We start from the raw sequence: 24,368 nt of genomic DNA on the forward strand, positions 1-24,368 counted from the left end.
CGGCACAGGGCAATCGCCGCGTCGCCGCACCGGCACCCAGGGCCGGTCGCATCGCGCGGAGTGCTCGAATTTCACGCGAGTAGCCGATGATCGCGAGCGGGCCGATTTTTCAGCTGTGCTGGGTGGTGCGCGATATGGGCGCGGCGCAGCGGCAGTTCACCGAGCGGTACGGGGTGGCGAAGTGGTTCACGATCCCGGACGTGCACTTCGGGCCGGAGGTGTGCGAATTGCGGGGTGCGCCAGCTGATTACACGATTACGGTGGGGCTCGGATATGCGGGTGGGCAGCAGTTGGAGTTGATCGAACCGCGGGGTGGGAACAGTTTGTACGCCGAGCATCTCGCACGAGTGGGACCCGGACTCCATCATGCGGCGTGGGTGCCCGAGGACTACGACGGGGCACTCGACGAGGCGCGTGCGGCGGGTATCGAGGTGGTGGCGCAAGGGAAGTTCGCGGATGTGGGGATGGAGTTCGCCTATCTCGACGGCGGGCCGATCGGCTCGTACATCGAGCTGTTGCGGCTGTCCGACGACATGAAGGCGATGTTCGACGCGCTGATCCCGGAAGGTTTCGCCAACCCATGGCAGTAGGAACCGAAGTCCCCGAACTGGTTTCGGGCCCACTGAGGTGTGCAGACGTGCTGGTCGTCGGTTTCGGCATCGCCGGTGCCCGCGCGGTGAACATCACCCAGGACAGCGGCGGATATTCGAGTGGAACCTGTCTCGGTGCGGGCTCGTTCTTCGGGCGCCGCGCCGGGGCTCACACGGCGCTGCGCTCGCGGCGCCAGAAAGGCGACTGACATGCGCTTCACCTATGCCGAGACGATGACGAACCCGGCGTACTACCTGCCACTGGCCCGCGCCGCCGAGGAGGCAGGGTATTCGACGATGGCGGTCGCGGATAGCATCGCCTATCCGCGCGACTCCGACGCCAAGTACCCATACACCCCCGACGGGAGCCGAGAGTTTCTGGAGGACAAACCGTTTATCGAAGCGTTCGTGCTCAGCGCGGCGATGGCGGCGGTGACCACGACGCTGCGGTTCACCCCGTTCGTGCTGAAGCTGCCGATTCGCCCACCGGTACTGGTCGCCAAACAGGCCGCCTCGGTGGCCGCGTTGAGTGGCAATCGGTTCGGGCTTGGCGTCGGAATCAGTCCGTGGCCGGACGATTTCGAGATCATGGACGTACCGTTCGACAAGCGCGGCGCGCGAATGGACGAGTGCATCGACATCGTGCGCGGACTCACCGCGGGCGGGTACTTCGAGTTCCACGGCGAGTTCTACGACATCCCACCGATCAAGATCAGCCCGGTACCGACCGAACCGGTGCCGATCCTCATCGGCGGACACAGCAAACCCGCCCTGCGACGCGCGGCACAACGCGGCGACGGCTGGATGCACGCCGGTGGCGACGGGGCCGAACTCGACCGGCTACTGGCCGAATTGGCTGCCCTGCGCGCCGAATACGGAACCCGCGAGGACTTCGAGGTACACGTGATCTCACTCGACGGGTTCACCGTCGACGGAATCAAGCGGTTGGAAGACAAGGGCGTCACCGACGTCATCGTCGGCTTCCGCCTCCCCTACACCCTCGAACAAGACACCGAACCCCTCGACACGAAGATCGCCAATCTCTCCCGCTTCGCCGACAACGTCATCGCCCGAACCAACAGGTGAGCCAGACGCACTGAACGGGACCTGGCTGTGCTGAAACGCGAGTAGCGGCTCCATCATGTCCCGCTCGATGGGCGGACACCGGCGGACGGGCGGTGTTGCTGGGTCTGGTGGGCGAGGTTGACCGCCACCATGGCGCTAGCCGGCGAGGGCGGCTTTGGCGGCGGCGAGGGTTTGGGAGCGGTAGCTGGGGCCGAAGAGGATCACGTGGACGAGGAGGTGGTGTAGTTGGTGGAGGGGGATGCGGGTGCGCCAGCCGTCGGCGAGGGGGTGGGTTTCGTGGTAAGCGGCACGGATTCGGTCCAGGTGCGGGGCGCCGAAGAGAGCCAGCAGGGCCAAGTCCGTTTCGCGGTGTCCGCCATGAGCGGAGGGATCGATGAGCATGGCGCGGTCGGCGGTCCAGACGATGTTGCCAGACCATAGGTCGCCGTGGATGCGGGCGGGTGGTTCGGGTGGGCCCGCCAGGGTGTCGATGCGGTCGATCACCTGCTCCAGCAAGCGGATTCCGTCCTGGCCCAGGTGGGTGGCGGCATCGGGGAGATAGGGCGCGAGTCGTCGTTCGGCGTACCACTGTGCCCACGGTCCGGGCGAGGGTGTGTTGTCCAGGGGCAGGTCGGCGATCCAGCCGGGCCAGGGCGCGCCGAACTCGCCGGGCGAATTCGTATGCAGCGCCGCCAGTTCCCGCCCGAACTTGTCGGCAGTGGTCGCGCTGGGTCCGCTGTCGTCCAGCCAGGGCAACACGATCATCCGATCGTCGGCGGCCAGCACTTCGGGGAGGAGTTTCGGCACATCAGCGTGGTGCTCGCGGATGATCTGATCGTGGCTGGGCTGGCGCACATCTGGAATCGAGGGCGGCTCGCCGGCGGGCCGTCGATCGATGGACGCGGCATCCGCTGCCGGTCGAAACTCCGCAGGACCAGCACCATCCGCGCCAGCGGCAGCGCCAGCAGGCGCACCACCACCAGCGGCACCAGCGTCAGCACCAGTTGCAGCGGCAGTTGCAGCGCCACCACCGGCACCAGTGGCCGTAGCGCCACCAGCGGCAGCGTCGCCAACGGCAGCAGCTGCCGCGCCGAGCTCATCCGAAGTCTCACCCGGCCACTCGCGCGAGCCACCGCCATCGACGCCCGCTCCGGCGAGGGACGCGAGCCAGCGCAGACCTGCCGCTTCGGCGGCGAAGACCGATGTGGGCTCGGCGGCGGCTTTCACGAAAATGTCGCGGCCGTCGGCCAGGGTGGCGCGGTGCAGGGTCCACGCGTGACTCGAGCCGAAGTCGGTGACGGCGCGGATGGGTGTATCCAGGAGCGCGCCGAGGCGGTCGGTGAGGTTCATGGGGTCGGGACGGTGAGGCGCTTCATGGTGTCCTCGTCGGCGGGGAAGAACGATTCGATGGCGAGTTCGGCAACGGTCACGTTCATGGGCGTGCCGAAGACCGTGGTGACGCTGAGGAAAGACAGCTCGTGGCCGTCGCGGAGCAGGCGCAGCGGGACGACGGACTGGTCGGGCTCCGGTAGCGCAGGGTCGATCTCACCGCCGGGATAGGCGCGGAGTTCGTCGCGCAACTCCATCAGCTCGGGTGAGCCGGTGACTTCGATCTGGCGGGACAGCCGCGCGAACACGTGCCCGCGCCATTCGGCCAGGTTGACGATGTGGCCTGCCATGCCGTCGGGGTGCAGGCTGAGCCGGAGGGCGTTCGCGGGTGGGGTCAGCAGCGCGGGGTCGATGTCGGGCAGTAGCAGCGCGACGCCGGCGTTGGCGTCGATCATGTTCCAGCTCTGATCGATGGCCAGCGCCGGATACGGCTGGTGGCCGACGAGGATCTGCCGCATCGCGCTCCGGACCGCGTCCATCGCCGGTGTGTCGAGGGCGGGTTCCGCGTAGGCGGGTGCGTACCCCGCCGCCAGGAGCAGCCGATTGCGTTCGCGTAGTGGGATTTCCAGGTGCTCGCTCAGGTGCACCAGCATGGTCCGGCTCGGCGTGGCTCGACCGGTCTCGATGAAACTGAGATGACGGGCCGACGTCTCGGCGCGCCCCGCCAACTCCAACTGACTGAGCCTGCGCTCGAGCCGCCAATGTCGCAGCAGATCACCGGCTGTTTGCGTACTCACTCCCCGATCCTACGAACAACCCGGCGCCACGACGATTACCTCGGAAGTAATCGACACGGCACCAGCGTCGGGCAATCGTGGGGCCGAACGAAAGGACCCCATGACCGCCACCACCCGCCGTGCAGCCCTGATGTCCATCCCGGCGACGCCAGAGTTCACGGCCATTGCCGACCCGACAGGTTGGCCAGGCTTCGACGGACGGGACATGACTGAGGCAAATGTCAAATGCGCGGACGGTCATGCGCTCGACGGATGGGCAGGCCGACACCGACCCGACAGGTTGGCCAGCGTTCAACGGACGGGACATCGCTGTGGCGAATGTCGAGTGCGCGCACGGTCATGTCCCACTCGACCAGGCGGGGTGGATGGGTGAGGATGGGGCGTTGGGTCGATGAGAGGGTGCGGGATGACTACTACGGCGGATTTCTTGTTCGATGGGGATACGGCGAGTGATCCGGCTGGGGAGCACGAGTATGCGCTGACCTTGCCGGATCGGTGGACGACGTTTATCGGCACGGTCAATGGCGGGTATATGCTGGCGAGCTGCCTGCAGGCGCTTCGGCGGGAACTTCCGCAGCCGGACCTGTTGTCCGCGTCGGCGCACTACCTGCGGCCTGGCACTCCGGGGCCGGCGCGGATCAGCACCGACGTTGCTCGCATCGGGCGGCGCACCGCGACCGGGCAGGCGTCCCTGTTTCGGGACGATCGCGAAATCCTGCGTGTGCTGGCGACTTTCACCGATCTGGCGGCAGCTGACGGGCCGACACTCGTCCGGGGCGAACCGCCCGCCCTGCCCGCGCCGGAGCAGTGCATCGACCCCACCGGCGAATTCCCCGGCGACCGTCCTGAGATTTCGCGGCGGGTGGAGTTCCGCATGGCCGAGGTTCCGGGCTTCTGGCGCGGCAACCCCGGCGGTGTCCCCGCCGCGGAGTTCTGGATGCGCTTCGCCGACGGCCGCGACCCCGACCCGATCGCTCTCGCGCTACTCGTGGACTCCGCCGCCCCGATCATTTTCGAGCTCGGCGTCTCCGGCTCGTCCACCATCGAATTGTCCGTCCACATTCGCCACCGTCCGGCGCCGGGATGGCTGGCCTGCCGCGTCTCCACCAACTACCTGATCGACGGCTTCCATGAGGAAGACTTCGAAATCTGGGACAGCACAGGAACTTTGGTCGCGCAGTCGCGTCAACTGGCCATCGTCTCGCCGTAAGCCGACCGGGGCGCGGGACACGCTAAGCCGGTGGCGCGATCTTGACTATGGACACCGCGCCTGCGCCAGCTGTGACAGTCACGAACTGGCGATAGGTGGGCACCGCGGAGTTGGGGCGGATCTCGGTGATCACCACGTCGAATCGGCCGTCGGCCATGGGGGTGATCATCACGCAATGCTGGGTGCCCGGCGGGACGGACTTGATGCCCGCACTGATCACGTCGACGGGCGGTACCGATGCGTTCGGTGTGGTCACCGCGCGCCTCCGCGCCGGATCGGGCCACGTAGTAGGCGTACTGGAACGCCAGAATGACGTCCGGGCCAGAAGCGGTCGATCCGGTGCCGTTGCCGCGCACCAACTGTTCGTTCCTGGTCGGTTGGCAGCTGGGTCCACCGCCGAGCACCGGATCCACGTACGTTGCCGACTGCCGTGGGGTGCTCGCCGCCGCCGTGTAGACCAGCACTACCGCCACCGCGGCCATCGATCCCACCACCGCGGCGGACCCGACCAGCCACGGTCGATTCCTGCGCTGCGTGTGCCAGCGTTGCGGGCGTGACGGCGGAATCATTCCCGGCCACAGCGGTACTGACGCTTGGTGCCGCCCGCGGTGTGCCGCGGTACTCCCCCCGGTTGTGTTGGACGACGACATAGTCCGCCGCACCCCCTTACCGGTGCCTACCTCCGCGCTCCGGGCGTCCCCTCAATGCTGTTGCGCAGTAACAACATTGCACACCTTCGCATGCTGCGCTGGACAAATGGCGAGAGAACACCACGTCGCCACGCCGATCCCCGAACGCGCTCCCCGAACACACCCACCGATACTTGCCGAGCGGGACATGGTCGCGGCAAAAGTCGAGTAACCACTCGCTCATGTCCCGCACGGCGGACTCGATCCTAGGAGGGTGGCGGTGCGGCAAGTTGCGGTGTGTGGCCCGAGTGAGTGCAGTGCAATGGAGGGTGAGCAGGCGCGGCGGGTGGGGCGGCTGTTGGGGGAGGCCGGGGTGACGGTGCTGTGTGGGGGCGGGGGTGGTGTGATGGCGGCGGTGGCCGAAGGGGCATCGAGTGCGGGCGGGCTCGTGGTCGGGGTGCGGCCGGATAACGATCGGGGTGCGGTGTGCGCGGGGTTGTCGGCGGTGCTGTTCACCAATATGGGTGAGGCGCGCAATGCGATCCTGGTGGAGTCGGCGGACGCGGTGATCATCATCGGCGGATCCTGGGGCACGCTGTCCGAACTCGCCCTGGCCCGGCACCGCCGCGGTATCCCCGTGATCTCACTCGGCGGCTGGCAATTACTCGACGCCGACGGAAACCCACTGGAGGCAACAGTTTCCGCCATCGACCCCGCCGACGCCGTCTCCCGCGCACTGGCGACCGGCTGAGCCGAGGCCGCGCCGAAATCGTGCGGGCCGTCATAACTTTCCGATCACGCAAACTTGCGTGGCACGCAACTTCGCTACTGTTGGCGGCATGGCATTCGTACTCGGCCTGCGGGAGCGCAAGAAGCTGGCTACGCGAGAGGCGCTGGCTTTGGCGGCGCTGCGGCTGGCGGTCGAGCGTGGATTGGATGACGTGCTGGTCGAGGACATAGCCGCGGCGGCGGGTGTTTCGCCGCGGACGTTCAACAACTACTTCGCCAGCAAGTACGAGGCGGTCTGTTCGGTCGCGGTGGATCGGGTACGCCGGATCGCGGACAACCTACGTGCGCGGCCGAGCACGGAAGCGCTGTGGCCCGCGGTCATCCACGCCGTGCTCGACGAGTTCCGCGACGCCGAAACACCCGATCCCGCCTGGACGGCAGGGGTACGGCTGATCACCGGCGCACCCGCGCTACAGGGTGAATATCGCAAGGCGCAGGCCGTGATCGAGGCGGCGCTCGCCCAAGCCATCGCCGAGCGCACCGGCCGCGACCTCGGCACCGACATGTTCCCGCAGATCATGGCGGGAGCTGTCGCGGCAGCACTACAGGTGGCCATCGATCGGTGGGTCGATGCCGACCCGCCGGTTCCCGTGCTGCCCGTGATCCGAGAGGCGTTGCGGCAGCTGTCCCTTCTCCCAGGAGCGTTCCCCATGAATGTCCCCACCCAGCACACCCTTGAAGTCCCCGGCGCGACCCTCCACTACGAGATCCGCGGCGACGGACCGCTGCTGCTGCTGATCCCCGGTGCCAACGGCGACACGGACGTGTTCGACGCACTCGCCGAACGTCTCGCCGACCGCTACACGGTGGTCGCCTACGATCGGCGCGGCTTCGCCCGCAGTCCGCTCGCCGGGCCGCCGCAAGACCGGCTGGCCACCGACGGCGCCGACGCCGCCGCGCTGCTCACCCACCTCGCCGACCGGCCTGCCCACGTGCTCGGCAGCAGCTCAGGTGCGATCGTGGCGCTCGAACTGCTCAGCAAGCACCCCGAATTGGTGCAGACCCTGGTGGCGCACGAACCGCCGCTGGCGACGCTACTGCCCGACTCCGACACGTGGTTGGAGTTCTTCGACAGCATTTACCGCACGAGCCGTACCGACGGCATGATGCCGGCGATGGGCGCCTTCGCCGAGGGCATCGGCCTTCGGATGGAGGCGCCGCAGACCGCGGATCTGACCCCGGAGAGCGCCGAGGCGTTGCTTGCCCGGATCCACCAGAACATCCACTTCTGGATGGAGCACGAGCTGCGCCAATACATCCGCTACACACCGGATCTCACGGCCCTTCGGCAATCTGTCAACAAGCTCGTGCTCGGTATCGGGCACGACTCGAAAGACACCTTCCCCGCCCGGCCGAACACCGTCCTCGCCGAGGAACTCGGACCCGAGGTCGTCGAATTCCCCGGCGACCACATCGGGTACGTCAACGCGGCCGATGGATTCGCCGCGCAATTGGATGAGCTCCTCGCCCGGCGCGCCGCGCGAACCGCACCGTGAGGACAGGCTCGTCCAGACCTTCGCGCCGTTGCGGATCCGCGGGATCACCTTGTGGCATTCGCGCGGGATAGGTTCCAGCTGTGCCAGGTGTCGGGCTCGAGATCGTCGCGGATCTGCTCGCGCACGGTGGTGCGCAGCGTTTCGGGGAGGCGATCGGTGGCGGGGAGGATGTCGGGTGACAGGGTGGTGAGATACGCGGCGTCGAGCGGCTCGCCCCGCTGCCAGCTGTCGATGTTCCGGTCGGCGATGAAGCGCTCGGGGTTCAGGACAGCCAGCGCGAGCAGAGTGGCCATGGCGGTGCCGATCATGGCGCGCGGCAACCACATTCGGCGCAGGCTCAGTACAGCCGCGATCACCAGCAGGTAGACCAGGCCGAGCCACAGTTCGCAGACCTCGACCAGCAGCCGGAGCACGGTGAACCCGTAAGCCTGCTGGTAGGTCCACATGCGCCCCAGTGCCGAGGCGACGATCACCAGCGAGAGCACACTCACCGCACACAGCAGCACGCGCAGCCAAAGACGGTCGGCCGCAGACTCTTTGGCGGCCAAGCGCAGGACAACCAAGATCACCGCCAGGGTCAGGACGGTGACCACCGACAGCTGCCAGAACCCGCTACGCGCGTACTCGGCGTACGTGAGACCCGCCGTGCGCTGCACGTAGTCATCACCGCCGAACAGCGCCACGAACTGTGCGCCGACGAACACCGCGAACAGCACGGTCAGCGCACCGACCGGCAGTGCCCACTCGAGGCGGCGCAGCGTTCGAACCGCTTCGCTCCCAGCGGATTCCGCAGCAGGCAGGGGCGGACCGGCCAGCACGTACAGCGCACCGGCCGCACCGAGCCCGACGACGGTGAACAGCACGATCCACTGGACCGTCAGCGCACTGTCGACCTTCGGTGTCACCGACTCGAGCAGATTCGCGAAGGTCGCATCGGCGCCGCCGAGCAGCGGAACGAACACCGCGAGCAATGCGACGGTGACGGTCACCGACAGCGCGATTCCGCGTTCTCGCCGCGACTTGCCGCCGCGCAGCCGCTCGCCCCGCGTACACCCACGGGATACTGGTCAATGCCCCGAGCGGCAACGCGATCACGTCGTAGAGCAGCCCGTTCGCCGACCGCCGTCCCACGACTGCCAAGCTGCCCGCGACACCCGCCGCCAGCACGCACAGCACGAACAGCCAACCCGCCGCACGAAAGGTGCCTACCGCCAGGAACGCCAAGAGCATTCCCGTCCACCAGATTCGGGCGGAATTCTCGCCGAGTCCTGGCCAGGCTGTCGACCGCGCGGCGTGGGTCGAATCCTCCCCTCCGGGATTCGACACCGCCGCACCGGCTTTACGCTCGCCCACTTCTCGCGGATCGATCGGTGTTGAATTCGCCGAGCTAGCGAGCCCGCTGCTCTGGACGTGGCCAGTCGAGGCCGAATCGGGTTCAGCGAGCTTTGTCCGCGTAGTGGGAGTCAGATCCGCTGCCGCGGGATTCGATGTCCTCGCCGGTGGTGTCCGCGCGCCAGCACGCTCAGGGTCAGGCCCAGTCGGTGAATTGGCGTCCACCCCAGTGCCTTCGACCGCGCCCGACCCTTCGGGCGCACTGCGAGCGGACTTGCGGGCGTTGCGGTCTACCAGGTACACCGCGCCGACGGCGACGGTTCCCGCGAGCACCCAACCGATTCCGGGGCGGTCCAACGGGATCAAGGCCGCACCGGCCAATCCGGCGAGACCCGCAGCGGGTAGGACGCCGGGCGGGCAGGCGACGTGACGCCATCTCGACGTCACTGCGGTGGCCGAACGCGGCGGTCGAGGCGGCGCAGGCGACAAATGCGAAGCGGAAGTCGGTGACGTCGGCGATTGCGGTGGAGCCGGCGATCGTGAAGTCGTCGACCGGTGCAAAAACTCCGGCCACTGCGGAGGCACCGGCGATAGCGGAACCTCCGATGCTCGTAGCTCCGCCGTAGCCGATTGCGAAGGCGTCACCGATGGCTGAGATTTCGGTGGGGGCGTTTGCGATGGCAAAGACTCCGGTGCTGGCCGGGTTTCGTCGGGGCCGTGTGCCGACTCTTCTCGGGTGGGTTCCACGGCGGTCGGGGAGCCGGATTTTCTCCGTTCCGGAGGCGTTGGTACCTCGGTTGATTCGGGCGTAGGCACCTCCTGAGGGTGTGACGATGTCGCCGACTGCGCCTCGTGGGCCGAACCCTCTCCGGCGGGTTCCGCGGGTGTTGGGGATCCGGGTCTTCTCGGGTCCGGAGGTGGTGGTACTTCGGTTGATTCGGGCATGGGCCCCTCCTGAGGGTGTGCGGGATCGCCCCGCGACCTGATGCGGTGCGGGTTGGGGGGTGTGGTTGGTCAGTGGTCGGGTAGGACCACGCGGATGCGGGAACCGGGGTCGGCTACGGCGATGGTGCCGCCGTGCAAGTCGACGATCCAGCGGGAGATGGCGAGGCCGAGGCCGGTGCCGCCGCCTGCGGTGCGGCCGCCGCGAGTGAAACGGTCGAAGACGCGGGCGCGTTCGGCCGGTGGGATGCCGGGGCCGTCGTCGGCCACCTCGATCACCAGTTGGCCGGGGTGCCTGCGTGCCCTGACGTGGACCTCGCCGCCTGCCGGGCCGTGCCGTGCGGCGTTGTCGAGCAGGTTGAGCAACACCTGATGCAATCGCGCACGGTCTGCGAATACGCTTGCCGTGCTCGGTTGCACGTCGGTCGTGAACCGGACGCCGCGGCCGAGTGCCGCCGCGGCGACTTCGGACTCGGCCACGACCTCGGCCAACAGCGGTGTGACCTCCAGCCTTTCGCGGTCGAGCGGGAAAGCGCCCGCCTCGATGCTGGACAGGTCGAGCAGTTCGGAGACGAGCAGGCTCAACCGTTCGGTCTGGGCGAGCGCGGTGCGCAATGTCTTCGGGTCCGGTTCGGAGACACCGTCCACCAGGTTCTCCAGCACCGCGTTCAGGGCGGTGATCGGCGTGCGCAATTCGTGCGAGACGTTCGCGATGAGGTCGCGGCGTTGTTGATCGGCGGCCGCCAGATCCGCGGCCATCTGGTTGAACGCCTCGGCCAGCTGCCCGACCTCGTCCCGGGAACTGGCGCGCACCCGCCGGGTGTAGTCACCTTGCGCCATCCGCTTGGCCGCCGCTGTCATCTCACGCAGCGGCCTGGTGATGCCGTGCGCCAGGAACTGCGAGGTCACCAGTGCGATTACCACCGCAGCGACCGTCGTTTTCGGAGGCAACCAGCCGATCTTGACCCGGAAGAACCCGAACGCGATCCCGCCTGCACACAACATCAAGATGGCCAGCTTCAACTTGATCGACCGAACCGGATCCAACGGCCGCGGCAGAACCTCGGCCACCTTGTCCGACAGCTCGCGCAGCCGTTCGACGACCGCATGGCCCCAGGGAGCGCCACCGGTACGAGCCGGACTCGCCACACGAATGCGCGAGCGCTCACCCGGAATACTCCGGGCGTGCTCCGGGTCGATTGACGAATCCGACGCCCACGCGGAGACCACTCCGTCCCGTTGCATGCCCGAGCTCTGCGCACCGCCGCTTTGCGCACCGCCGCTCTGCGCGCCACCGCTTTGCGTGCCACCGTGCTCCACACCGCCGCTCCCCACGGCGTTGCCCTCGACGCCGTCCCGTTCTACGCCCCCGCGCTCCGCGTCCTGCTTCATCGCGCCTCCAGTGCGTAGCCCACGCCATGCACCGTGCGGATCAGGTCGGCGCCGAGCTTGCGGCGCAATGCCTTTACGTGGCTGTCGACGGCGCGGGTGCCTGCGGCGTCGGCCCAGTCCCACACCTCTTCGAGCAGACGTTCGCGGGCCAGGACCACGCGGGGGCGGCGGGCCAGCCGGGCGAGTAGGTCGAATTCGAGGGGGGTGAGCTGGGCTTCGACGTCGGCACGCCAGACGCGGCGCTGGTCTACGTCGATGCGCAGGTCGCCGACGATGATGGTGTCGCCGTCGCGGTCGGCGGCGCGGTCCATGCGGCGCAGCAGTGCGTGCACGCGAGCGGTGAGGACGCGCAAAGAGAACGGCTTGGTCAGGTAGTCGTCCGCGCCGACGCCGAGCCCGACGAGTTGGTCGGTTTCGTCGGTGCGTGCGGTCAGCATCAGCACCGGAACCGAACGCTCCGCTTGGATCCGCCTGCACACCTCGAGGCCGTCGAAACCCGGCAACATCACATCCAGCACCACCAGGTCAGGCGCAATCGCCGACGCGGCCGCCACAGCACCAGGCCCATCGTGCGCCACATCCACCGTGAACCCCTCGGCGCGCAGCCGCGCGGCCACAGACTCCGCGATGGTCACTTCGTCATCCACCACCAGAATCCGCCGCGCGGCCGGTCCCCCAGCCGCTCCGTTCTGCTCCATGCTCGCAAACCCTAGCCACCCCCTGTGGAGAGGTCCGGCACCAAATGTGGAGATTCCGTGTGGACGGCCAACCCCTGAGCGGCACCAGCACCGCGAAAGTGATCGACAATCAGCCCTGGATGAAAGTGTCGCGTCCGACCTTGCCCATGACCTCCGCCATCGCCCTCCGCCGTCGGTCCTCTGATGTCTTCGGCGGGCGCCAATACCCGCGGCGGCACCGGCGCCCCAGCGGCTGTGCTGTCATGCGGCACCATCCGCCGATACCCCTACTCGCACGAGCTCGACGCCGTCCACCACCCAACAGTCCCCACCGCACCGGAACCAGAGCTTCCCGCACGCATGCCCACTCGCCCCAGCCTGCCGCCATCCAGACCAGCACAGCCGTCAACCAGAGGTCATCCAACGTCGCATCCACACCTTCACCGGCGACCTGGCTGGGTGCCTTACTGCGCCTCCACTTCAGCGACAGCCCTGTCTCTTCCACATGATCAACGCCAGTCTCTTCCAGCGGCGCTACCGTGCGCCACTCCACACGCAGTCCGCCGAAACACTGAACGTTCCGAGAAATCGGAAGACATTGGCTGCGCACGCTTCTCCCCGCAAAGCCAACGTGGGGCGCTGCGGGGAGGTGAGCTTGTGGCGGAGGTGTTTACCTCGTGGCCGGTCGCGGTTCGTGGTCGATGCCCTCGTGCTCGGCCCCGCGACCGAAACGCAGGAGGCGCAAGGCGTTTGCTACCACAAGGAGGGTGGAGCCTTCGTGGATGAAGACCGCGGGGCCGATCGGCAGACCGAGCAGGGTGGCGGGGACCAGGGCGGCGACGATCAGCAGGGAGAAGGTCAGGTTCTGGCGAATGATGCGGGCGGTCTGCCTGCTCAGTGCCACGGCGAAGGGTAGGCGGCCGATATCGTCGACCATCAGGGCGATATCGGCGGTTTCCAGCGCGACGGCCGATCCGCTCGCGCCCATCGCGATGCCGACCGAGGCATTGACCATCGCGGGTGCGTCGTTGACGCCGTCGCCGACCATGGCGGTGCCGTTGCGGCCGCCGAGCTTGCCGATCATGGTGACCTTGTCCTCGGGCAGTAGTCCGCCGTGGGCGGCGTTCAGGCCCATGTCGGCGGCGACGGCATCCGCTACCCGCTGGTGGTCGCCGGAGATGAGGACGATGTCGTCGATACCCAGGGCGCGCAGACGCTCGACGACCGGGGCCGCCTCGGCGCGGGGGATGTCCATGACGCCGACGACACCCAGGTACACGCCGCCGTGCCGGACGATCATCGTGGTGCGGCCCCGGTCGTGCAGTTCGTCGACGGTTCGGACAATCTCGCTCGGCACCCCATCGGGGTCGAGTTCGAAGAACATAGTGCGGTTGCCCACCTCGGTGGCGCGACCGTCGATGAGGGCGGTCACGCCGCGACCGGTCACCGAATTGACGGCGGTCGCGGTGCGCTCGGTACCCGCAGGCACCAGCGGGGCGAGGTCGCGAGTGATCGCACCGGCCAGTGGGTGGTCACTGTAGGACTCGACCGCGAACAGGGTGGCGATCAGCTCGTCGCGCAGTTCCGGGCGGGCCGGGACGATATCGGTGACCTTCGGCTGACCCCAGGTGAGGGTGCCGGTCTTGTCGAACGCCATCGACCGCACCCGGCCGAGGGTTTCCAGCGGCCCGCCGCCCTTGGCCAGCACACCGGCCTGCGCGGCACGGGCGATGCCCGCCAGCACCGCACTCGGTGTGGCGATCGCCAGCGCGCACGGGCTGGCCGCCACGAGCACGACCATCGCTCGGTAGAAACTGTCGGCAAACGATTCCGACCCGGCGAACACCCCGTAGGCCAGTACGCCGAGCACGCCGGCGAGCACAACGGGCACGTAAAACAGTTGGAACCGGTCGATGAACCGCTGCGTGGGCGACTTCTGGGTGTCTGCGTCACGCACCATCGTGATCACCCGCGCCAGCATGCTGTCCGCGGCGCGGCTGGTCACCAGGACATCCATCGCGCCGGAACCGTTCATCGTGCCCGCGAACACCCGATGCGTTTCCGGTACAGCCGTACTACTCGCTAGCGCGACATCAGCGATCGGCGCCTTCTCCACGGGAATGCTTTCTCCCGTGACCGACGATTCGTCGACGCTGCTCACGCCATCGACGACCACACCGTCCGCGGCAAGCCTCGAATTCGGTAGCACAACAACCACATCGCCGATCGCGAGCGCGTCCACGGCCACCTCCCGCACCACTCCGTCCGAGCCACGCACGAGCGCGGTGTCGGGTGCGAGTTCGGCGAGCGCCTCGATCGACCGCTGTGCCCGACCCATCGCGTACTCCTCCAACGCGTGCCCGAGGCTGAATAGGAACAGCAGCACCGACCCTTCGGCCCACTTGCCGACCATTGCCGCGCCGACCGCTGCGACCAGCATCAGGAAGTCGACCTCGAATCGGCCGCGACGCACGGTGGCAAGCGCCGTGCGGATGGTGAAGAAGCCGCCGAAGAAGTAGGTCGCCGCGAACAGCGCGAGCACTACCCATTCCGGCGCGGACACCAGATACTTCGCCGTCATGCCTCCGGCGTAGGTCACGCCGGAGGCGATCGCGAAGATCAGCTCTGACCGCTCTCCCAGCAATGCGGCGCCATGGCCGTCGTCGTCTTTTCGTCCCGCTGTGCTCATGTGTCCATGATATGCATAGATCGCTATGTATGCATAGAAGTACTTCTGGAGCAGTGGCGCCGACCACATATGACAGACATCCGGTCGACGGATACCGCTCCGGCAGAGAGCGTTCAGACGCGGTCCCCTAGCATCGCGACCTGTGATCACCGTTGCCACGTGGAACGTCCTGCACCGCATCCACGCCGAAAACTGGTACGAGGACGTCTCCAGCCGCTGGCCGGACGAGGCGGCGCGCATCGACGCACTCACCGCGCGCGTCGCCGCGCGGACCGAGCGGGTCATCGCGCTACAAGAGGTCAGCGGCGACCAATTGATCAGTCTGCGTGCGGCATTACCCGGCCGCACGGTCCACTCCATGCAGTATCAGCGGGTCCCGACGGCTCGCCGACACGCCAGCGCACTACGCGATCCCAGCGAGCACCTGGTGCTCATCGTCGAAGGCCCGAGCCGGGAGATCACCGCCGAATCCTTCACCGACGACCCGGGCAAGGGCGCGCTGGCGGTCGCCACAGGCGGAGCGGTGGTCATCGCCACGCACCTCACCGGTGACCGGCGACGCACCAAGCAACTCGCCCGGCTGGTCGAATTGGCTTCCGCCACACCGGAATACCCCGCCATCCTGCTCGGCGACTTCAATATCGACCGGGACACGGTCGCGGCGAGCCTCGGCGAGAGCTTCACCGTTGCCGACCTGCCGTCCGATTCCCTGCCGACGCGCCCGCGCTCCTCGGGGGCGAAGTCGCAGTTCATCGATCAAGTCGTCGTGCGCGAGGCCACAGTGCGCGAGATAGTGGTCGAGGACGCGGACGGCCTGTCCGACCACAACCTCGTCCGCGCGACTATTGCGTTGTGAGCCCGGCGATTTCGTAATAGCGGGTCGACATATGGCGGCCGCGATTCGGCGTCTGCTCATCGATGGCGGCGCCGATCAGGGTTCAGCGGGTTGCCGAGTCACCACGGCGAGCCCGCGCTGCGCGTGTGGCAGAGGGCGCGACGCTGCCGTTGCCCCGAAATCCACCTGCCGACACAGCACCCGAGATCCGTCCGCAGACACAGCACCCAAAGTCCGCCCGCAGGCACAGCATTCGCCGCCACCCGCAACGAACGGATGCCGCGGTCCCACTGTCGCAGACGTCCAGCGCGAACAACCCGATGCCGCGATTCCACTGTCGCAGACGTCCGGCGCGATTGAGAATGCTCCTATGGTCGAGATCAGCCGCGGCGTCGCCACCGTCAACGGCATTCACATGCACTACCGGCGAGCGGGGTCGGGTTCAGCCGTGGTGTTGCTGCACGGCTGGCCGCAGACCGGTTACTGCTGGCGGCGGGTGCTGCCCGCGTTGGCCGAGCGCCATACCGTCATCGCTCCCGATCTGCGCGGCTACGGGTACACCGACAAACCCACGACCGGCTACGACAAACGCAGCATGGCCGCCGATGTGGCCGCGTTGATCGAATCGCTCGGCTTCAGCGCGGCCGCGGTCGTCGGGCACGATCGCGGCGCACGGGTGGCCCACCGGTGGGCGCTGGATCGCCCGGATCAGGTCAGCAAGCTCGCCGTGCTCGACATCATTCCCACCAGGGAGACCTGGCGGCGGATGGACGCCGCGCTCGGCCGTCGCTACTTCCACTGGCTGTTCCACCTGCAACCGGATCTGCCGGAACGCCTTGTCGGCCATGATATTTCCGGCTATCTGCGCTACTTCTTCGAGACCTGGACCGTCAACCGGCACGGCTTGCCCGGTGAAGCCATCGACGAATACATCCGAGCCTTCAGCACGCCCGGTGCGCTGCGGGCGGGTTTCGACGACTACCGCGCCGCCGACCTCGACACCGAACACGACAACGCGGACGCCGGCCACCGCCTGAGCATGCCGGTGCTCGTCCTGTGGGGCGCCGCCAGCTTCCTCGAAGAGATTCCGGCACTGGATGTTTGGCGCGGTTACGCCGAGGACGTGCGCGGCGGCGCCATCCCCGACTGTGGTCATTTCATTGCCGAGGAGCGGCCCGAGGCGCTGCTCGCCCATCTCGACGACTTCCTGTGAAGCGTCCACCTGCCTGGCTCGAGTTGCGGTTGGCCCAAGATCTGGTCACGGAACGGTTATCGACCAACGTAAAGACCGGTCGGTCTGGAAGGATCGGATCCGCCGCTTTGGTGCTCGTGACCTGATACATCCCCGGATGAAGGGTGCGACATGGTTGGGCTAAGACGGTTCGGGATTCGAATGGCGGTCGGTGTAGCCGCGATGACGTTCGCCGCCGTCGGGGCGCCGGGAGTCGCGGCCGCCACGCCGATGGCGACGCTCGGAGGTGGTTCGGGAATTCTGCTCGGGCGCGGCGTGTGCACGCTGACCACGATCGGGTACGACCGCCAGGACCGGCTGGTCGGGCTGACCGCGGGGCACTGCGCGGAGATCGGGATGTCCGTGCGGGCCGAGGGGATGCCGAACGCGGGGACCGTCGGCACCGTCGCCGCGGTGGACCATCACGACGATTACGCGGTACTCGAATTCGATCGAGCCAAGGTCATCCCGATCCGCCAGGTAGCCGCCACCGTGATCGGCGGTATCGGAACGCCGCCGCAGCAGGGCGATGTGGTGTGCAAGAACGGGCGCACCTCCGGATACAACTGCGGGGTCGTGTGGGATACGCATCGGTGGTGGTTCCAGAATCAGTCCTGTTCCCAGCCGGGTGATTCCGGCGGACCGGTCACCATCGGTGATCGGCTGGTCGGCATGAATGTCGGACACATCGGCGTGCAGGTGGTCGGCGTCACCGTGTTCGACATGGTGTGCCAGCCCGCGGTGGCGCCGCTGCATGATCCGGCCGTGGCGACCCAGATCGGCATGGTGCTCGAAGACATCGATCTCGGTGGTGGCATCGGGTCGGGATTCCGGCCGCTCTGAGCGCGTGCGAGGATGAAGCGAAAAGCGGCGCGCCCCAGGGGTTCCCGCCCGACGCAGGAGCCCGACGTGCAGCCCACTCTCGTTCGCCGATTCGTCGCCCTCGGTGACAGTCAGACCGAAGGCATCGGCGATCCCGACGGAAACGGCGGATACCGCGGCTGGGCCGACCGGTTCGCCGCGCTGCTCGGCGCCGCCAATCCGGGTCTGGAGTACGCCAATCTCGCCGTCCGCGGCCGTCGCGCCGCCCAGGTGCGGGCCGAACAGCTCGAACCCGCACTTGCCATGGAACCCGATCTGGTCTCCGTGCTGGCGGGCATGAACGACATCATCCGGCCGAGCTTCGACCGGGCTGCGCTGCTCGCCGACGTCGAGGCGATGTTCGCCACCCTCACCGCGAGCGGCGCGGACGTGGTGACATTCACGTTCCCCGACATCGGCGCTGTCGCCCCGTTCGCCCGCCCATTCTCCGCGCGTGTGCGCACCCTGAACGCCGACCTGCGGGAGCTGGCCGCACGGCACGGCGTCACCCTCCTCGACTTCGAACCGGTCGCCGCCGCGACCCACCCTGCGGCGTGGGACGAGGATCGACTGCACCTCAGTCCGATCGGTCACGACATCGTCGCCCGCGCCCTCGCCGCCGCGCTCGCCGTTCCCGGATCCGACGACACCTGGCGTGAACCGTTGCCGCCAGTCGACCGATCCTTCGCGGGGACGCTTGCGACAGAGTTCCGATGGGCCACCCGCTACCTGGCGCCGTGGATCGGTCGCCGCCTGCGCGGAGCGTCGTCGGGCACCGGCCACGAACCCAAACGCCCGGTTCTGCTGCCTGTGGTGGCGTGAGCGAGGTCTACGTCAACGGCGCGTTCTGCCCCGCGCTGGCGGCCGAGGACGCGCCGGGCCACAGCGATCCTTGCCGACTCGAATCCGGACGGCGTGCTGGCGCGGGCAGCGTGACGTGGACGGTCGGCCAAACCGGTGCATTTCGGCACTACGACCGGAAGTAGTATGGGTCGGTGCGGACATCGGCGGAGGCAGCGGCGCGACTGCGCGGGGCGTTCGTCGGGTCCGCGTCGGGGGCGGTGAGCATTGCGGCGCATGCGCTCGGTGGTGGGGTGGTCTCCCCCGGACAGTCTTCGATCGCCCTGCTGGTAGCCGCCTGCGCGGTTGTCGGCGTGGTGGTCGGGGTCCGGCGGACCCGGCATGGGGTTGCCGAAGTGATGGTGATGCTTGCGATCGGGCAGGCGGTCGGCCACTCGGCGCTGACGATGTCGCCCGGTCACCAGCACAGCAGCGGCATGACCGCGGCCATGGCTGTCGCGCATCTCGCTGCTATTCCGGTGGGAGCCTTGCTCATCCGAGGCGCCGAAATCGCCGTCACGCGCGCGGTATCCGCGGCGAACGGCACTGTGCGGGTGCTCAGCTCCCGTCCCGCCGCGCCTGCCACTATCGCTTACGCCGTCTTCGTCGGCCCGCTGAGTGCGCCGCGCCGACTGCTGTTCAGTTCCGGATTCGGACTGCGCGGGCCACCGGCGCTTCGCTGAACCTGCTTCACTGCCGCGAGTAGTGGACCAATCGCGCTGCTGCACAACGCTTCCGCCGTGCGGGCGCGTTACACCTGTAAGCGAACACTCGGCGCTGTTCCGCATGATCAGCGCGACCATTTGCTGGTCGAGCCGCACCAAGGGTTCGACGCGGCCACGGGATTCGTCGCACGTATTGCGCAAAGCCGCTTGGACTTCAGCTGTCAGTGGGCTCGGTGCGTCAGTGCTGACCAGGTGAGCTACAGGTACTTGAGCCACATGCAGCACGCCAGCACGACCATGATCCGCTTCCCGGTTCGGCCGTAAAGGGCCGCTCCGCAACGCATTGCGTGTTGTGCGCCTGCCAGGTCCGCAAGCCTCGCGCGAACAGCCGGTGTCGGTTCATCGACTCGCGACCCACAACAACCCCCACACGATCGGAGATTTCCATGCGCACCCCCACCAGTGATACAACACCCAGCTCTCGCCCATCGACACGTGTATTGCGCGGCGCCGCCGCAGCTTTGGCCCTCCCGCTGCTGCTTGTCGCCTGTTCGTCCACCGAAAAGGCGGACACCCGCGCCGCCGATTCGGTGACCATCCAAGACCAGTGGGTGAAGGCGGCGGACGGTGGGATGTCCGCGGCGTTCGGTGAGCTGAGCAACGCGAGCGACAAGGCGCGGACGGTGGTGTCGGCGTCGAGTCCGGTGTCGAGCCGGGTCGAGCTGCACGAGGTGGTCGCGGATGCCAGCGGGACAAAGACGATGCGCCCGAAGGCGGGCGGCTTCGTGATTCCGGCGCACGGGAAAATCGAGCTGCGCCCTGGTGGCGATCACATGATGTTCATGGGACTCAACGGTCCGTTGCGCACCGGCACCGAAACACCGGTCACCCTCACCTTCGATGACGGGTCGAGCACCGAGTTCACCGCGCAGGTGCGTGACTTCTCCGGTAACCAGGAGAACTACGCGCCCGATCACGCGAGCGGTGCGCAGGCACCGGCGCACGGTGGCTGAGCAGACCAGCTCCCGCCCGGGACGCCTCAACCGACGACGCCTGCTCGGTGGCGGTGCCGCCGTGGCGGGCGCCGCGGGCATCGGGTGGGGCGCGGTCGCGCTGACCGGCCGCGACGAAACACCGCAGGCTGCGACCACCGAACCGTTCTACGGACCGCATCAGGCCGGGATCGCCACGGCTCCGCAATCGCAGGCGGCGTTCGTCGCCTTCGATCTGAGACCGGGCGTCACCAGGGACGACATCGTCGGCATCCTGAAGATCTGGACCGGCGACGCCGCCCGGCTCACCCAGGGCCGCCCCGCCTTGGCCGACACGGAACCGGAACTGGCACAACGACCAGCCAGGCTCACGGTGACGGTCGGCTTCGGCCCGGCCGTGTTCACGGCTGCGCACCTGGCGCACAAGCGCCCGTCCTGGCTTCGCCCGCTGCCGCCGTTCGATATCGACCGGCTCGAATCGGCCTGGAGCGACGGCGATCTGCTCGTGCAGGTCTGCGCCGACGCGGCGACCACGGTGTCGCATGCGGTGCGCGTGCTGTGCCGGAGCGTGTCGTCGCTGGTTACCGTGCGCTGGGTGCAGCGCGGATTCCGCGATGCCGCGCCTGGTCGGACGCCGCGCAATCTGATGGGTCAGGTGGACGGCACGGTGAACATCGCACCGGGCACTCCCGATTTCGATCGGCTGGTGTGGGACGACGGCGCGGCCCAGCCGTGGCTCGCCGGCGGCACCTCGTTCGTGCTGCGCCGGATCGCGATGACGCTGGACACCTGGGACGAAATCGACCAGGAGGGAAGGGAACTCACTGTCGGCCGCACCATCGCCAACGGTGCGCCGCTGACCGGCACCGCGGAATTCGACGAACCGGATTTCGCAGCGGTCGACGCGAACGGTATCCCGATCATCCCGCCGTCCTCGCACATCGCCCGCGCGCACCACACGCACGACGGTGAACGGTTCCTGCGCCGCGGCTACAACTACGACGATGCCCCAGCGCCGGGCGCGATCTCGAATTCGGGTCTGCTCTTCGCCGCCTATCAGCGCGACGTGGATACGCAGTTCTTGCCGGTCCAGCAACGGCTCGCGGAGTTCGACGCGCTCAATGTGTGGACGACGCCGGTCGGCTCGGCGGTGTTCGTCATCCCATCGGGGGTGCCGTCACCGGGTGGCTATGTGGGACAAACGTTGTTCGAATCATGATGGCGGAGCCGATGCCGACACGGTGTGTCGGCATCGGATCGGCCGCCGCGCCGAATCGACGCGGCGGCCGCAGACCGAAGCGAATCCGTCAGACGACGGTCTCGTGCAGCGCCCTGACATCCTTGCGAACTCCGAACGCCACGATGACCTCCATGATGCCGAGCACGATCAACCACACCCCGACGACCACGGCCAACGTGGCCACCGACTCCAACGGCCAGGCGATCAATACGACGCCCGCGATCACCGTGATCACCCCGAAGAAGATGTTCCAGCCCCGGCCGGGCATCGTCGGCTCGGACAGCGACATCATCACCACCGAAATACCACGGAACAACCAGCCGATGCCGATCCAAATCGCCAGCAGCAGAATCGAAGTCAGCTCATCACGGAAGCAGAAGATGCCGATGGCGATGGACAGCACGCCGCTGATGAAGGCAAGCACCCGGACCCCGGTGCTGCTCGGGAAGCCGAAGGCCGCCATCAGCTGGAGGAATCCGCTGACCACCAGATAGATACCGAACAGAACACCCGCGGCCAGCAACGTCGGCCCCGGCCAGACCAGAATGATCACACCCAGTACCACCGACAGCAGGCCGGTGACCAGAACGGTTTGCCACGCACTGCGGGCAAGCGACTGCAGAGGACCCTCGAGCACACTGTTTGTCGTCATAGCTGGATGCTATGCCCTGTCAGTGGGTTTCCTGGGAATTTGCTCGCGCGACCCGCAAGTGCAGGGGGCCGTGACGTGCCCGTCAGGCAGACGGGTCCGCGGCCGACGCACCCGAGCCCGCGGTCGCCGGGGCGACGATATTGACCATCCAGGAGATGCCGAACCGGTCCTGGCACATGCCGAACTCGTCACCCCACATCTGCTTCTCCAGCGGCACCGAGACGGTGCCCGCGGCCGACAACCGGTCCCAGTACCCCCGCAACTCCGCGGCGTCCGCACCGCTGAGACTGATCGAAATGCTGCTTCCCGGTTTGTATTCCATGCCGGGCGGGGTGTCCGCGGCCATCAGGGTGAAGCCGCTCGGCGTCTCCAGGATGCCGTGCATGACCAGGTCAGCGCCGGGTGCGTCCTGGTCGCTGAATTCGCCGAAGGTGCTGATGGTCAGGGTGCCGCCGAACACGTCGCGGTAGAACTCCAAGGCTGCGCGGGCCGTGTCGCCGAAACTGAGGTACGGGTTGAGCCGGGAGGTCATGCACACGAGGTTAGTGCTCCTGCGGAAAAGGTGCGATCGATAACGCCTGAGTCGGGGTTTATCGCCGGTGGGCGTCGGGTAGTCATCCGTAAGTGACTCTCGTCGTGTACGCCTATGGGGTGGAGCGGGTGGGTCGGGTTTCGTGAGTCTCGGGTGGCTAGGAGAAGTGGGTGGCGGTTGTACTCGTGCTGCAGGCACGTGGGCTCGGTGATCTACTCACCGCGGTCCCGGCTTTACGTGCGCTGCGCCGGGCCAAGCCACACGACCGGATCGTGCTGGCCGCACCGCACCGCCTCAAACCGATCGTCGACCTGACCGCCTCGGTCGACGCGATCATGCCGACCGCCGAGCTCGGCGGACTCCGCTGGGACGCGCCCCCACCACAACTCGCCATCAACCTGCACGGCCCGAGCACCGAAAGCATTGTGGAGCTGGAGAAGACCGACGCGGGACGCATCCTCAGCTACCGCAATCCGGCGTTCCCCGAGCTGTCCGGCCCGGAGTGGCAGACCGACATGCACGACGTGGACCGCTGGTGCCACCTGCTCGAATCCGACGGCATCGTCGCGGACCGGCGCAATCTCGGTCTGGTGCCGCCGGTGTCGACGACGAGCCATCGGGGATGTGTCGTCGTCCACGTCGGCGCGGGCGCACCGGCGCGGCGGTGGCCGCCGGACCGGTTCGCGGCGGTGGTCCGACATCTGCTGGTGCTCGGCCGCGAGGTGGTGCTCACCGGGGACGCGCACGAGCGGGACATCGCGCTGAACATCGCCGCGCGAGCCGGCCTGCCGACCGGACAAGTCCTCGCCGGGGAACAAAACCTCATCGAACTGGCCGCCACCATCGCCGAGGCCGGACTGGTGATCTGCGGCGACACCGGGGTCGCCCACCTGGCCACCGCCTTCGGCACGCGCACCGTGCTGCTCTTCGGTCCCACACCACCGCGCTGGGGTGGGCCACCCCCGCACCTGCTGAACCGGCACGCAGTGCTGTGGGCCGGGCAGCTCGGCGACCCGAACGCCGATACCCCAGATGCCGGGCTGCTGCGGATCGGTGTCACCGACGTGATCAATGCCGTCGACAAGCAGCTCAACAAGGGCAGTGCGCCGGGCAACGGTGTTCAACCGCGTCGGGCGACTTATCGACGCGTCGGTTGACGGCGACGAAGGGCCATTGACTGCTGCGCGATTACGCGGTCCCCTCGGCACGGGCGGTTTGGAGTGCGGCCGAGTAGGCAGCCAGCGCGCTCGGCCAGAACTGGTCGAGATAGTCACGGGCGTCGCCGAGGCCGCGGGGGTCGAGGGAGTACAGGCGGCGATTGCCTTCCGGGCGCATCATCACCAGACGGGCCGCCCGGAGAACCCGTAAATGCTGGGAGACCGCGGAGCTGGTCACGCCGGTGATCTCCGCGAGTTCGCCGACCGCGCGCGGGGCCTGCGGGAGTGCCTCGAAAATGGCGCGGCGGGTCGGGTCGGACAGCGCCATGAGGGCGCGAACTCCATTAGTCGCCACTCAAATAGTGTGATCAACGAGCGACCAATTGGTCAACTCGACGCAATACGGAATTTCCCCAGGTGAACGGC

The 24,368-nt window shown here is 67.7% G+C and carries 25 protein-coding genes and 3 pseudogenes; 16 read left to right on the top strand and 12 right to left on the bottom strand.

Annotated features, from left to right (window positions below):
* Positions 1–86: 86 nt before the first annotated feature.
* From KV110_RS21530 to KV110_RS21540, 3 genes and pseudogenes are all read left to right on the top strand, one after another.
* Positions 87–590: a VOC family protein gene (locus tag KV110_RS21530; RefSeq protein ID WP_218469083.1), complete on the top strand. Its 504-nt coding sequence runs from the start codon at positions 87–89 to the stop codon at positions 588–590.
* A 74-nt stretch (positions 591–664) separates the two neighbouring features.
* Positions 665–799, top strand: a pseudogene (locus KV110_RS41555) (hypothetical protein); the annotation flags it as partial.
* 1 nt (position 800) lies between these two features.
* Positions 801–1,676 (top strand): TIGR03619 family F420-dependent LLM class oxidoreductase, encoded by an 876-nt coding sequence (locus tag KV110_RS21540; protein WP_218469084.1) that lies wholly within the window; start codon positions 801–803, stop codon positions 1,674–1,676.
* 135 nt (positions 1,677–1,811) lie between these two features.
* On the opposite strand, the gene KV110_RS21545 is transcribed toward KV110_RS21540, so the two are convergent.
* The 3 genes from KV110_RS21545 to KV110_RS21550 all read right to left on the bottom strand — a co-directional run bounded on the left by KV110_RS21545 (position 1,812) and on the right by KV110_RS21550 (position 3,781).
* The gene (locus KV110_RS21545; RefSeq protein ID WP_246633889.1) at positions 1,812–2,462 is read right to left on the bottom strand and encodes a fructosamine kinase family protein; all 651 of its coding nucleotides are present in this window, start codon (positions 2,460–2,462) and stop codon (positions 1,812–1,814) included.
* Positions 2,417–2,755, bottom strand: coding sequence for a hypothetical protein (locus KV110_RS41560; RefSeq protein WP_246633890.1), 339 nt, complete (start codon positions 2,753–2,755; stop codon positions 2,417–2,419). Before KV110_RS41560 ends, KV110_RS21545 begins: the two co-directional genes overlap by 46 nt.
* A 246-nt stretch (positions 2,756–3,001) precedes the next feature.
* Positions 3,002–3,781 carry a helix-turn-helix domain-containing protein gene (locus tag KV110_RS21550; protein WP_218469085.1) on the bottom strand — a complete coding sequence of 260 codons (780 nt, stop codon included), beginning with the start codon at positions 3,779–3,781 and terminating at the stop codon, positions 3,002–3,004.
* A gap of 406 nt (positions 3,782–4,187) precedes the next feature.
* Here KV110_RS21550 and KV110_RS21555 point away from each other — a divergent pair, with 406 nt between their 5' ends.
* Positions 4,188–4,991 (top strand): thioesterase family protein, encoded by an 804-nt coding sequence (locus KV110_RS21555; protein ID WP_246633891.1) that lies wholly within the window; start codon positions 4,188–4,190, stop codon positions 4,989–4,991.
* A 22-nt stretch (positions 4,992–5,013) separates the two neighbouring features.
* Here KV110_RS21555 and KV110_RS41565 read toward each other — a convergent pair.
* A pseudogene (locus KV110_RS41565) lies at positions 5,014–5,347 on the bottom strand (DUF8176 domain-containing protein).
* Between KV110_RS41565 and KV110_RS41570 the strand changes: the two are divergent.
* From KV110_RS41570 to KV110_RS21570, 3 genes are all read left to right on the top strand, one after another.
* Complete coding sequence (locus KV110_RS41570) at positions 5,301–5,447, top strand: hypothetical protein (protein ID WP_246633893.1); 147 nt, start codon at positions 5,301–5,303, stop codon at positions 5,445–5,447. The pseudogene KV110_RS41565 and the gene KV110_RS41570 overlap by 47 nt on opposite strands.
* A gap of 468 nt (positions 5,448–5,915) precedes the next feature.
* A complete protein-coding gene (locus KV110_RS21565) occupies positions 5,916–6,371 on the top strand; it encodes an SLOG cluster 4 domain-containing protein (protein WP_281427827.1) in 456 nt (151 codons plus the stop codon).
* A gap of 88 nt (positions 6,372–6,459) precedes the next feature.
* On the top strand, positions 6,460–7,905 hold the full coding sequence (locus KV110_RS21570; RefSeq protein ID WP_218469088.1) for an alpha/beta fold hydrolase: 1,446 nt from the start codon (positions 6,460–6,462) through the stop codon (positions 7,903–7,905).
* Positions 7,906–7,949: 44 nt separating this feature from the next.
* Here KV110_RS21570 and KV110_RS42170 read toward each other — a convergent pair whose 3' ends face one another.
* The 5 genes and pseudogenes from KV110_RS42170 to KV110_RS21590 form a co-directional block, all read right to left on the bottom strand.
* Positions 7,950–8,939, bottom strand: coding sequence for a DUF4153 domain-containing protein (locus tag KV110_RS42170; RefSeq protein ID WP_343224200.1), 990 nt, complete (start codon positions 8,937–8,939; stop codon positions 7,950–7,952).
* A pseudogene (locus KV110_RS42175) lies at positions 8,938–10,182 on the bottom strand (hypothetical protein); the annotation flags it as partial. The pseudogene KV110_RS42175 and the gene KV110_RS42170, both read right to left, overlap by 2 nt.
* 69 nt (positions 10,183–10,251) lie before the next feature.
* On the bottom strand, positions 10,252–11,184 hold the full coding sequence (locus KV110_RS21580) for a HAMP domain-containing sensor histidine kinase (RefSeq protein WP_246634759.1): 933 nt from the start codon (positions 11,182–11,184) through the stop codon (positions 10,252–10,254).
* Between the two features lie 383 nt (positions 11,185–11,567).
* Positions 11,568–12,269 carry a response regulator transcription factor gene (locus KV110_RS21585; RefSeq protein WP_218469089.1) on the bottom strand — a complete coding sequence of 234 codons (702 nt, stop codon included), beginning with the start codon at positions 12,267–12,269 and terminating at the stop codon, positions 11,568–11,570.
* A 649-nt stretch (positions 12,270–12,918) separates the two neighbouring features.
* Entirely contained in the window at positions 12,919–14,937 is a 2,019-nt protein-coding gene (locus KV110_RS21590; RefSeq protein WP_246633895.1) for a heavy metal translocating P-type ATPase, read from the bottom strand.
* A 142-nt stretch (positions 14,938–15,079) separates the two neighbouring features.
* Between KV110_RS21590 and KV110_RS21595 the strand changes: the two genes are divergently transcribed.
* From KV110_RS21595 to KV110_RS21630, 8 genes are all read left to right on the top strand, one after another.
* On the top strand, positions 15,080–15,793 hold the full coding sequence (locus KV110_RS21595; RefSeq protein ID WP_218469091.1) for an endonuclease/exonuclease/phosphatase family protein: 714 nt from the start codon (positions 15,080–15,082) through the stop codon (positions 15,791–15,793).
* 349 nt (positions 15,794–16,142) lie between these two features.
* Entirely contained in the window at positions 16,143–16,985 is an 843-nt protein-coding gene (locus tag KV110_RS21600; RefSeq protein WP_218469092.1) for an alpha/beta fold hydrolase, read from the top strand.
* A 180-nt stretch (positions 16,986–17,165) separates the two neighbouring features.
* Positions 17,166–17,846 carry a chymotrypsin family serine protease gene (locus KV110_RS21605; protein WP_246633896.1) on the top strand — a complete coding sequence of 227 codons (681 nt, stop codon included), beginning with the start codon at positions 17,166–17,168 and terminating at the stop codon, positions 17,844–17,846.
* Between the two features lie 66 nt (positions 17,847–17,912).
* Complete coding sequence (locus tag KV110_RS21610) at positions 17,913–18,686, top strand: SGNH/GDSL hydrolase family protein (RefSeq protein WP_246633897.1); 774 nt, start codon at positions 17,913–17,915, stop codon at positions 18,684–18,686.
* Positions 18,683–18,850: a hypothetical protein gene (locus tag KV110_RS21615; protein ID WP_218469094.1), complete on the top strand. Its 168-nt coding sequence runs from the start codon at positions 18,683–18,685 to the stop codon at positions 18,848–18,850. The genes KV110_RS21610 and KV110_RS21615 overlap by 4 nt, the downstream gene beginning before the upstream one ends.
* 9 nt (positions 18,851–18,859) lie before the next feature.
* Positions 18,860–19,387 (top strand): hypothetical protein, encoded by a 528-nt coding sequence (locus KV110_RS21620; protein ID WP_246633898.1) that lies wholly within the window; start codon positions 18,860–18,862, stop codon positions 19,385–19,387.
* 428 nt (positions 19,388–19,815) lie between these two features.
* Positions 19,816–20,382 carry a copper chaperone PCu(A)C gene (locus KV110_RS21625; RefSeq protein ID WP_218469095.1) on the top strand — a complete coding sequence of 189 codons (567 nt, stop codon included), beginning with the start codon at positions 19,816–19,818 and terminating at the stop codon, positions 20,380–20,382.
* Positions 20,375–21,580 (top strand): Dyp-type peroxidase, encoded by a 1,206-nt coding sequence (locus tag KV110_RS21630; protein ID WP_246633899.1) that lies wholly within the window; start codon positions 20,375–20,377, stop codon positions 21,578–21,580. Before KV110_RS21625 ends, KV110_RS21630 begins: the two co-directional genes overlap by 8 nt.
* 88 nt (positions 21,581–21,668) lie before the next feature.
* Here KV110_RS21630 and KV110_RS21635 read toward each other — a convergent pair whose 3' ends face one another.
* Both KV110_RS21635 and KV110_RS21640 read right to left on the bottom strand, forming a co-directional pair.
* The gene (locus KV110_RS21635) at positions 21,669–22,253 is read right to left on the bottom strand and encodes an HdeD family acid-resistance protein (RefSeq protein ID WP_218469097.1); all 585 of its coding nucleotides are present in this window, start codon (positions 22,251–22,253) and stop codon (positions 21,669–21,671) included.
* Positions 22,254–22,335: 82 nt separating this feature from the next.
* On the bottom strand, positions 22,336–22,785 hold the full coding sequence (locus KV110_RS21640; protein ID WP_218469098.1) for a VOC family protein: 450 nt from the start codon (positions 22,783–22,785) through the stop codon (positions 22,336–22,338).
* Positions 22,786–22,955: 170 nt separating this feature from the next.
* Between KV110_RS21640 and KV110_RS21645 the strand changes: the two genes are divergently transcribed.
* Complete coding sequence (locus tag KV110_RS21645; RefSeq protein ID WP_218469099.1) at positions 22,956–23,942, top strand: glycosyltransferase family 9 protein; 987 nt, start codon at positions 22,956–22,958, stop codon at positions 23,940–23,942.
* A 31-nt stretch (positions 23,943–23,973) separates the two neighbouring features.
* Here KV110_RS21645 and KV110_RS21650 read toward each other — a convergent pair whose 3' ends face one another.
* Positions 23,974–24,270: an ArsR/SmtB family transcription factor gene (locus KV110_RS21650; protein ID WP_393539674.1), complete on the bottom strand. Its 297-nt coding sequence runs from the start codon at positions 24,268–24,270 to the stop codon at positions 23,974–23,976.
* Positions 24,271–24,368 lie beyond the last annotated feature (98 nt).

The sequence above is a fragment of the Nocardia iowensis genome (genome assembly GCF_019222765.1).
Taxonomy (GTDB): Bacteria; Actinomycetota; Actinomycetes; order Mycobacteriales; family Mycobacteriaceae; genus Nocardia; species Nocardia iowensis.

What these genes read in the sequence shown, in the direction of transcription:
- KV110_RS21635 (WP_218469097.1), bottom strand. Translation starts at nt 22,253, where the DNA reads ATGACGACAAACAGTGTGCTCGAGGGTCCTCTGCAGTCGCTTGCCCGC.
- KV110_RS21625 (WP_218469095.1), top strand. Translation starts at nt 19,816, where the DNA reads ATGCGCACCCCCACCAGTGATACAACACCCAGCTCTCGCCCATCGACA.
- KV110_RS21555 (WP_246633891.1), top strand. Translation starts at nt 4,188, where the DNA reads ATGACTACTACGGCGGATTTCTTGTTCGATGGGGATACGGCGAGTGAT.
- KV110_RS21650 (WP_393539674.1), bottom strand. Translation starts at nt 24,270, where the DNA reads ATGGCGCTGTCCGACCCGACCCGCCGCGCCATTTTCGAGGCACTCCCG.
- KV110_RS21580 (WP_246634759.1), bottom strand. Translation starts at nt 11,184, where the DNA reads ATGTTGTGTGCAGGCGGGATCGCGTTCGGGTTCTTCCGGGTCAAGATC.
- KV110_RS21570 (WP_218469088.1), top strand. Translation starts at nt 6,460, where the DNA reads ATGGCATTCGTACTCGGCCTGCGGGAGCGCAAGAAGCTGGCTACGCGA.
- KV110_RS21590 (WP_246633895.1), bottom strand. Translation starts at nt 14,937, where the DNA reads ATGAGCACAGCGGGACGAAAAGACGACGACGGCCATGGCGCCGCATTG.
- KV110_RS21640 (WP_218469098.1), bottom strand. Translation starts at nt 22,785, where the DNA reads ATGACCTCCCGGCTCAACCCGTACCTCAGTTTCGGCGACACGGCCCGC.
- KV110_RS21540 (WP_218469084.1), top strand. Translation starts at nt 801, where the DNA reads ATGCGCTTCACCTATGCCGAGACGATGACGAACCCGGCGTACTACCTG.
- KV110_RS21530 (WP_218469083.1), top strand. Translation starts at nt 87, where the DNA reads ATGATCGCGAGCGGGCCGATTTTTCAGCTGTGCTGGGTGGTGCGCGAT.
- KV110_RS21585 (WP_218469089.1), bottom strand. Translation starts at nt 12,269, where the DNA reads ATGGAGCAGAACGGAGCGGCTGGGGGACCGGCCGCGCGGCGGATTCTG.
- KV110_RS21605 (WP_246633896.1), top strand. Translation starts at nt 17,166, where the DNA reads ATGGCGGTCGGTGTAGCCGCGATGACGTTCGCCGCCGTCGGGGCGCCG.
- KV110_RS41560 (WP_246633890.1), bottom strand. Translation starts at nt 2,755, where the DNA reads ATGAGCTCGGCGCGGCAGCTGCTGCCGTTGGCGACGCTGCCGCTGGTG.
- KV110_RS41570 (WP_246633893.1), top strand. Translation starts at nt 5,301, where the DNA reads ATGACGTCCGGGCCAGAAGCGGTCGATCCGGTGCCGTTGCCGCGCACC.
- KV110_RS21600 (WP_218469092.1), top strand. Translation starts at nt 16,143, where the DNA reads ATGGTCGAGATCAGCCGCGGCGTCGCCACCGTCAACGGCATTCACATG.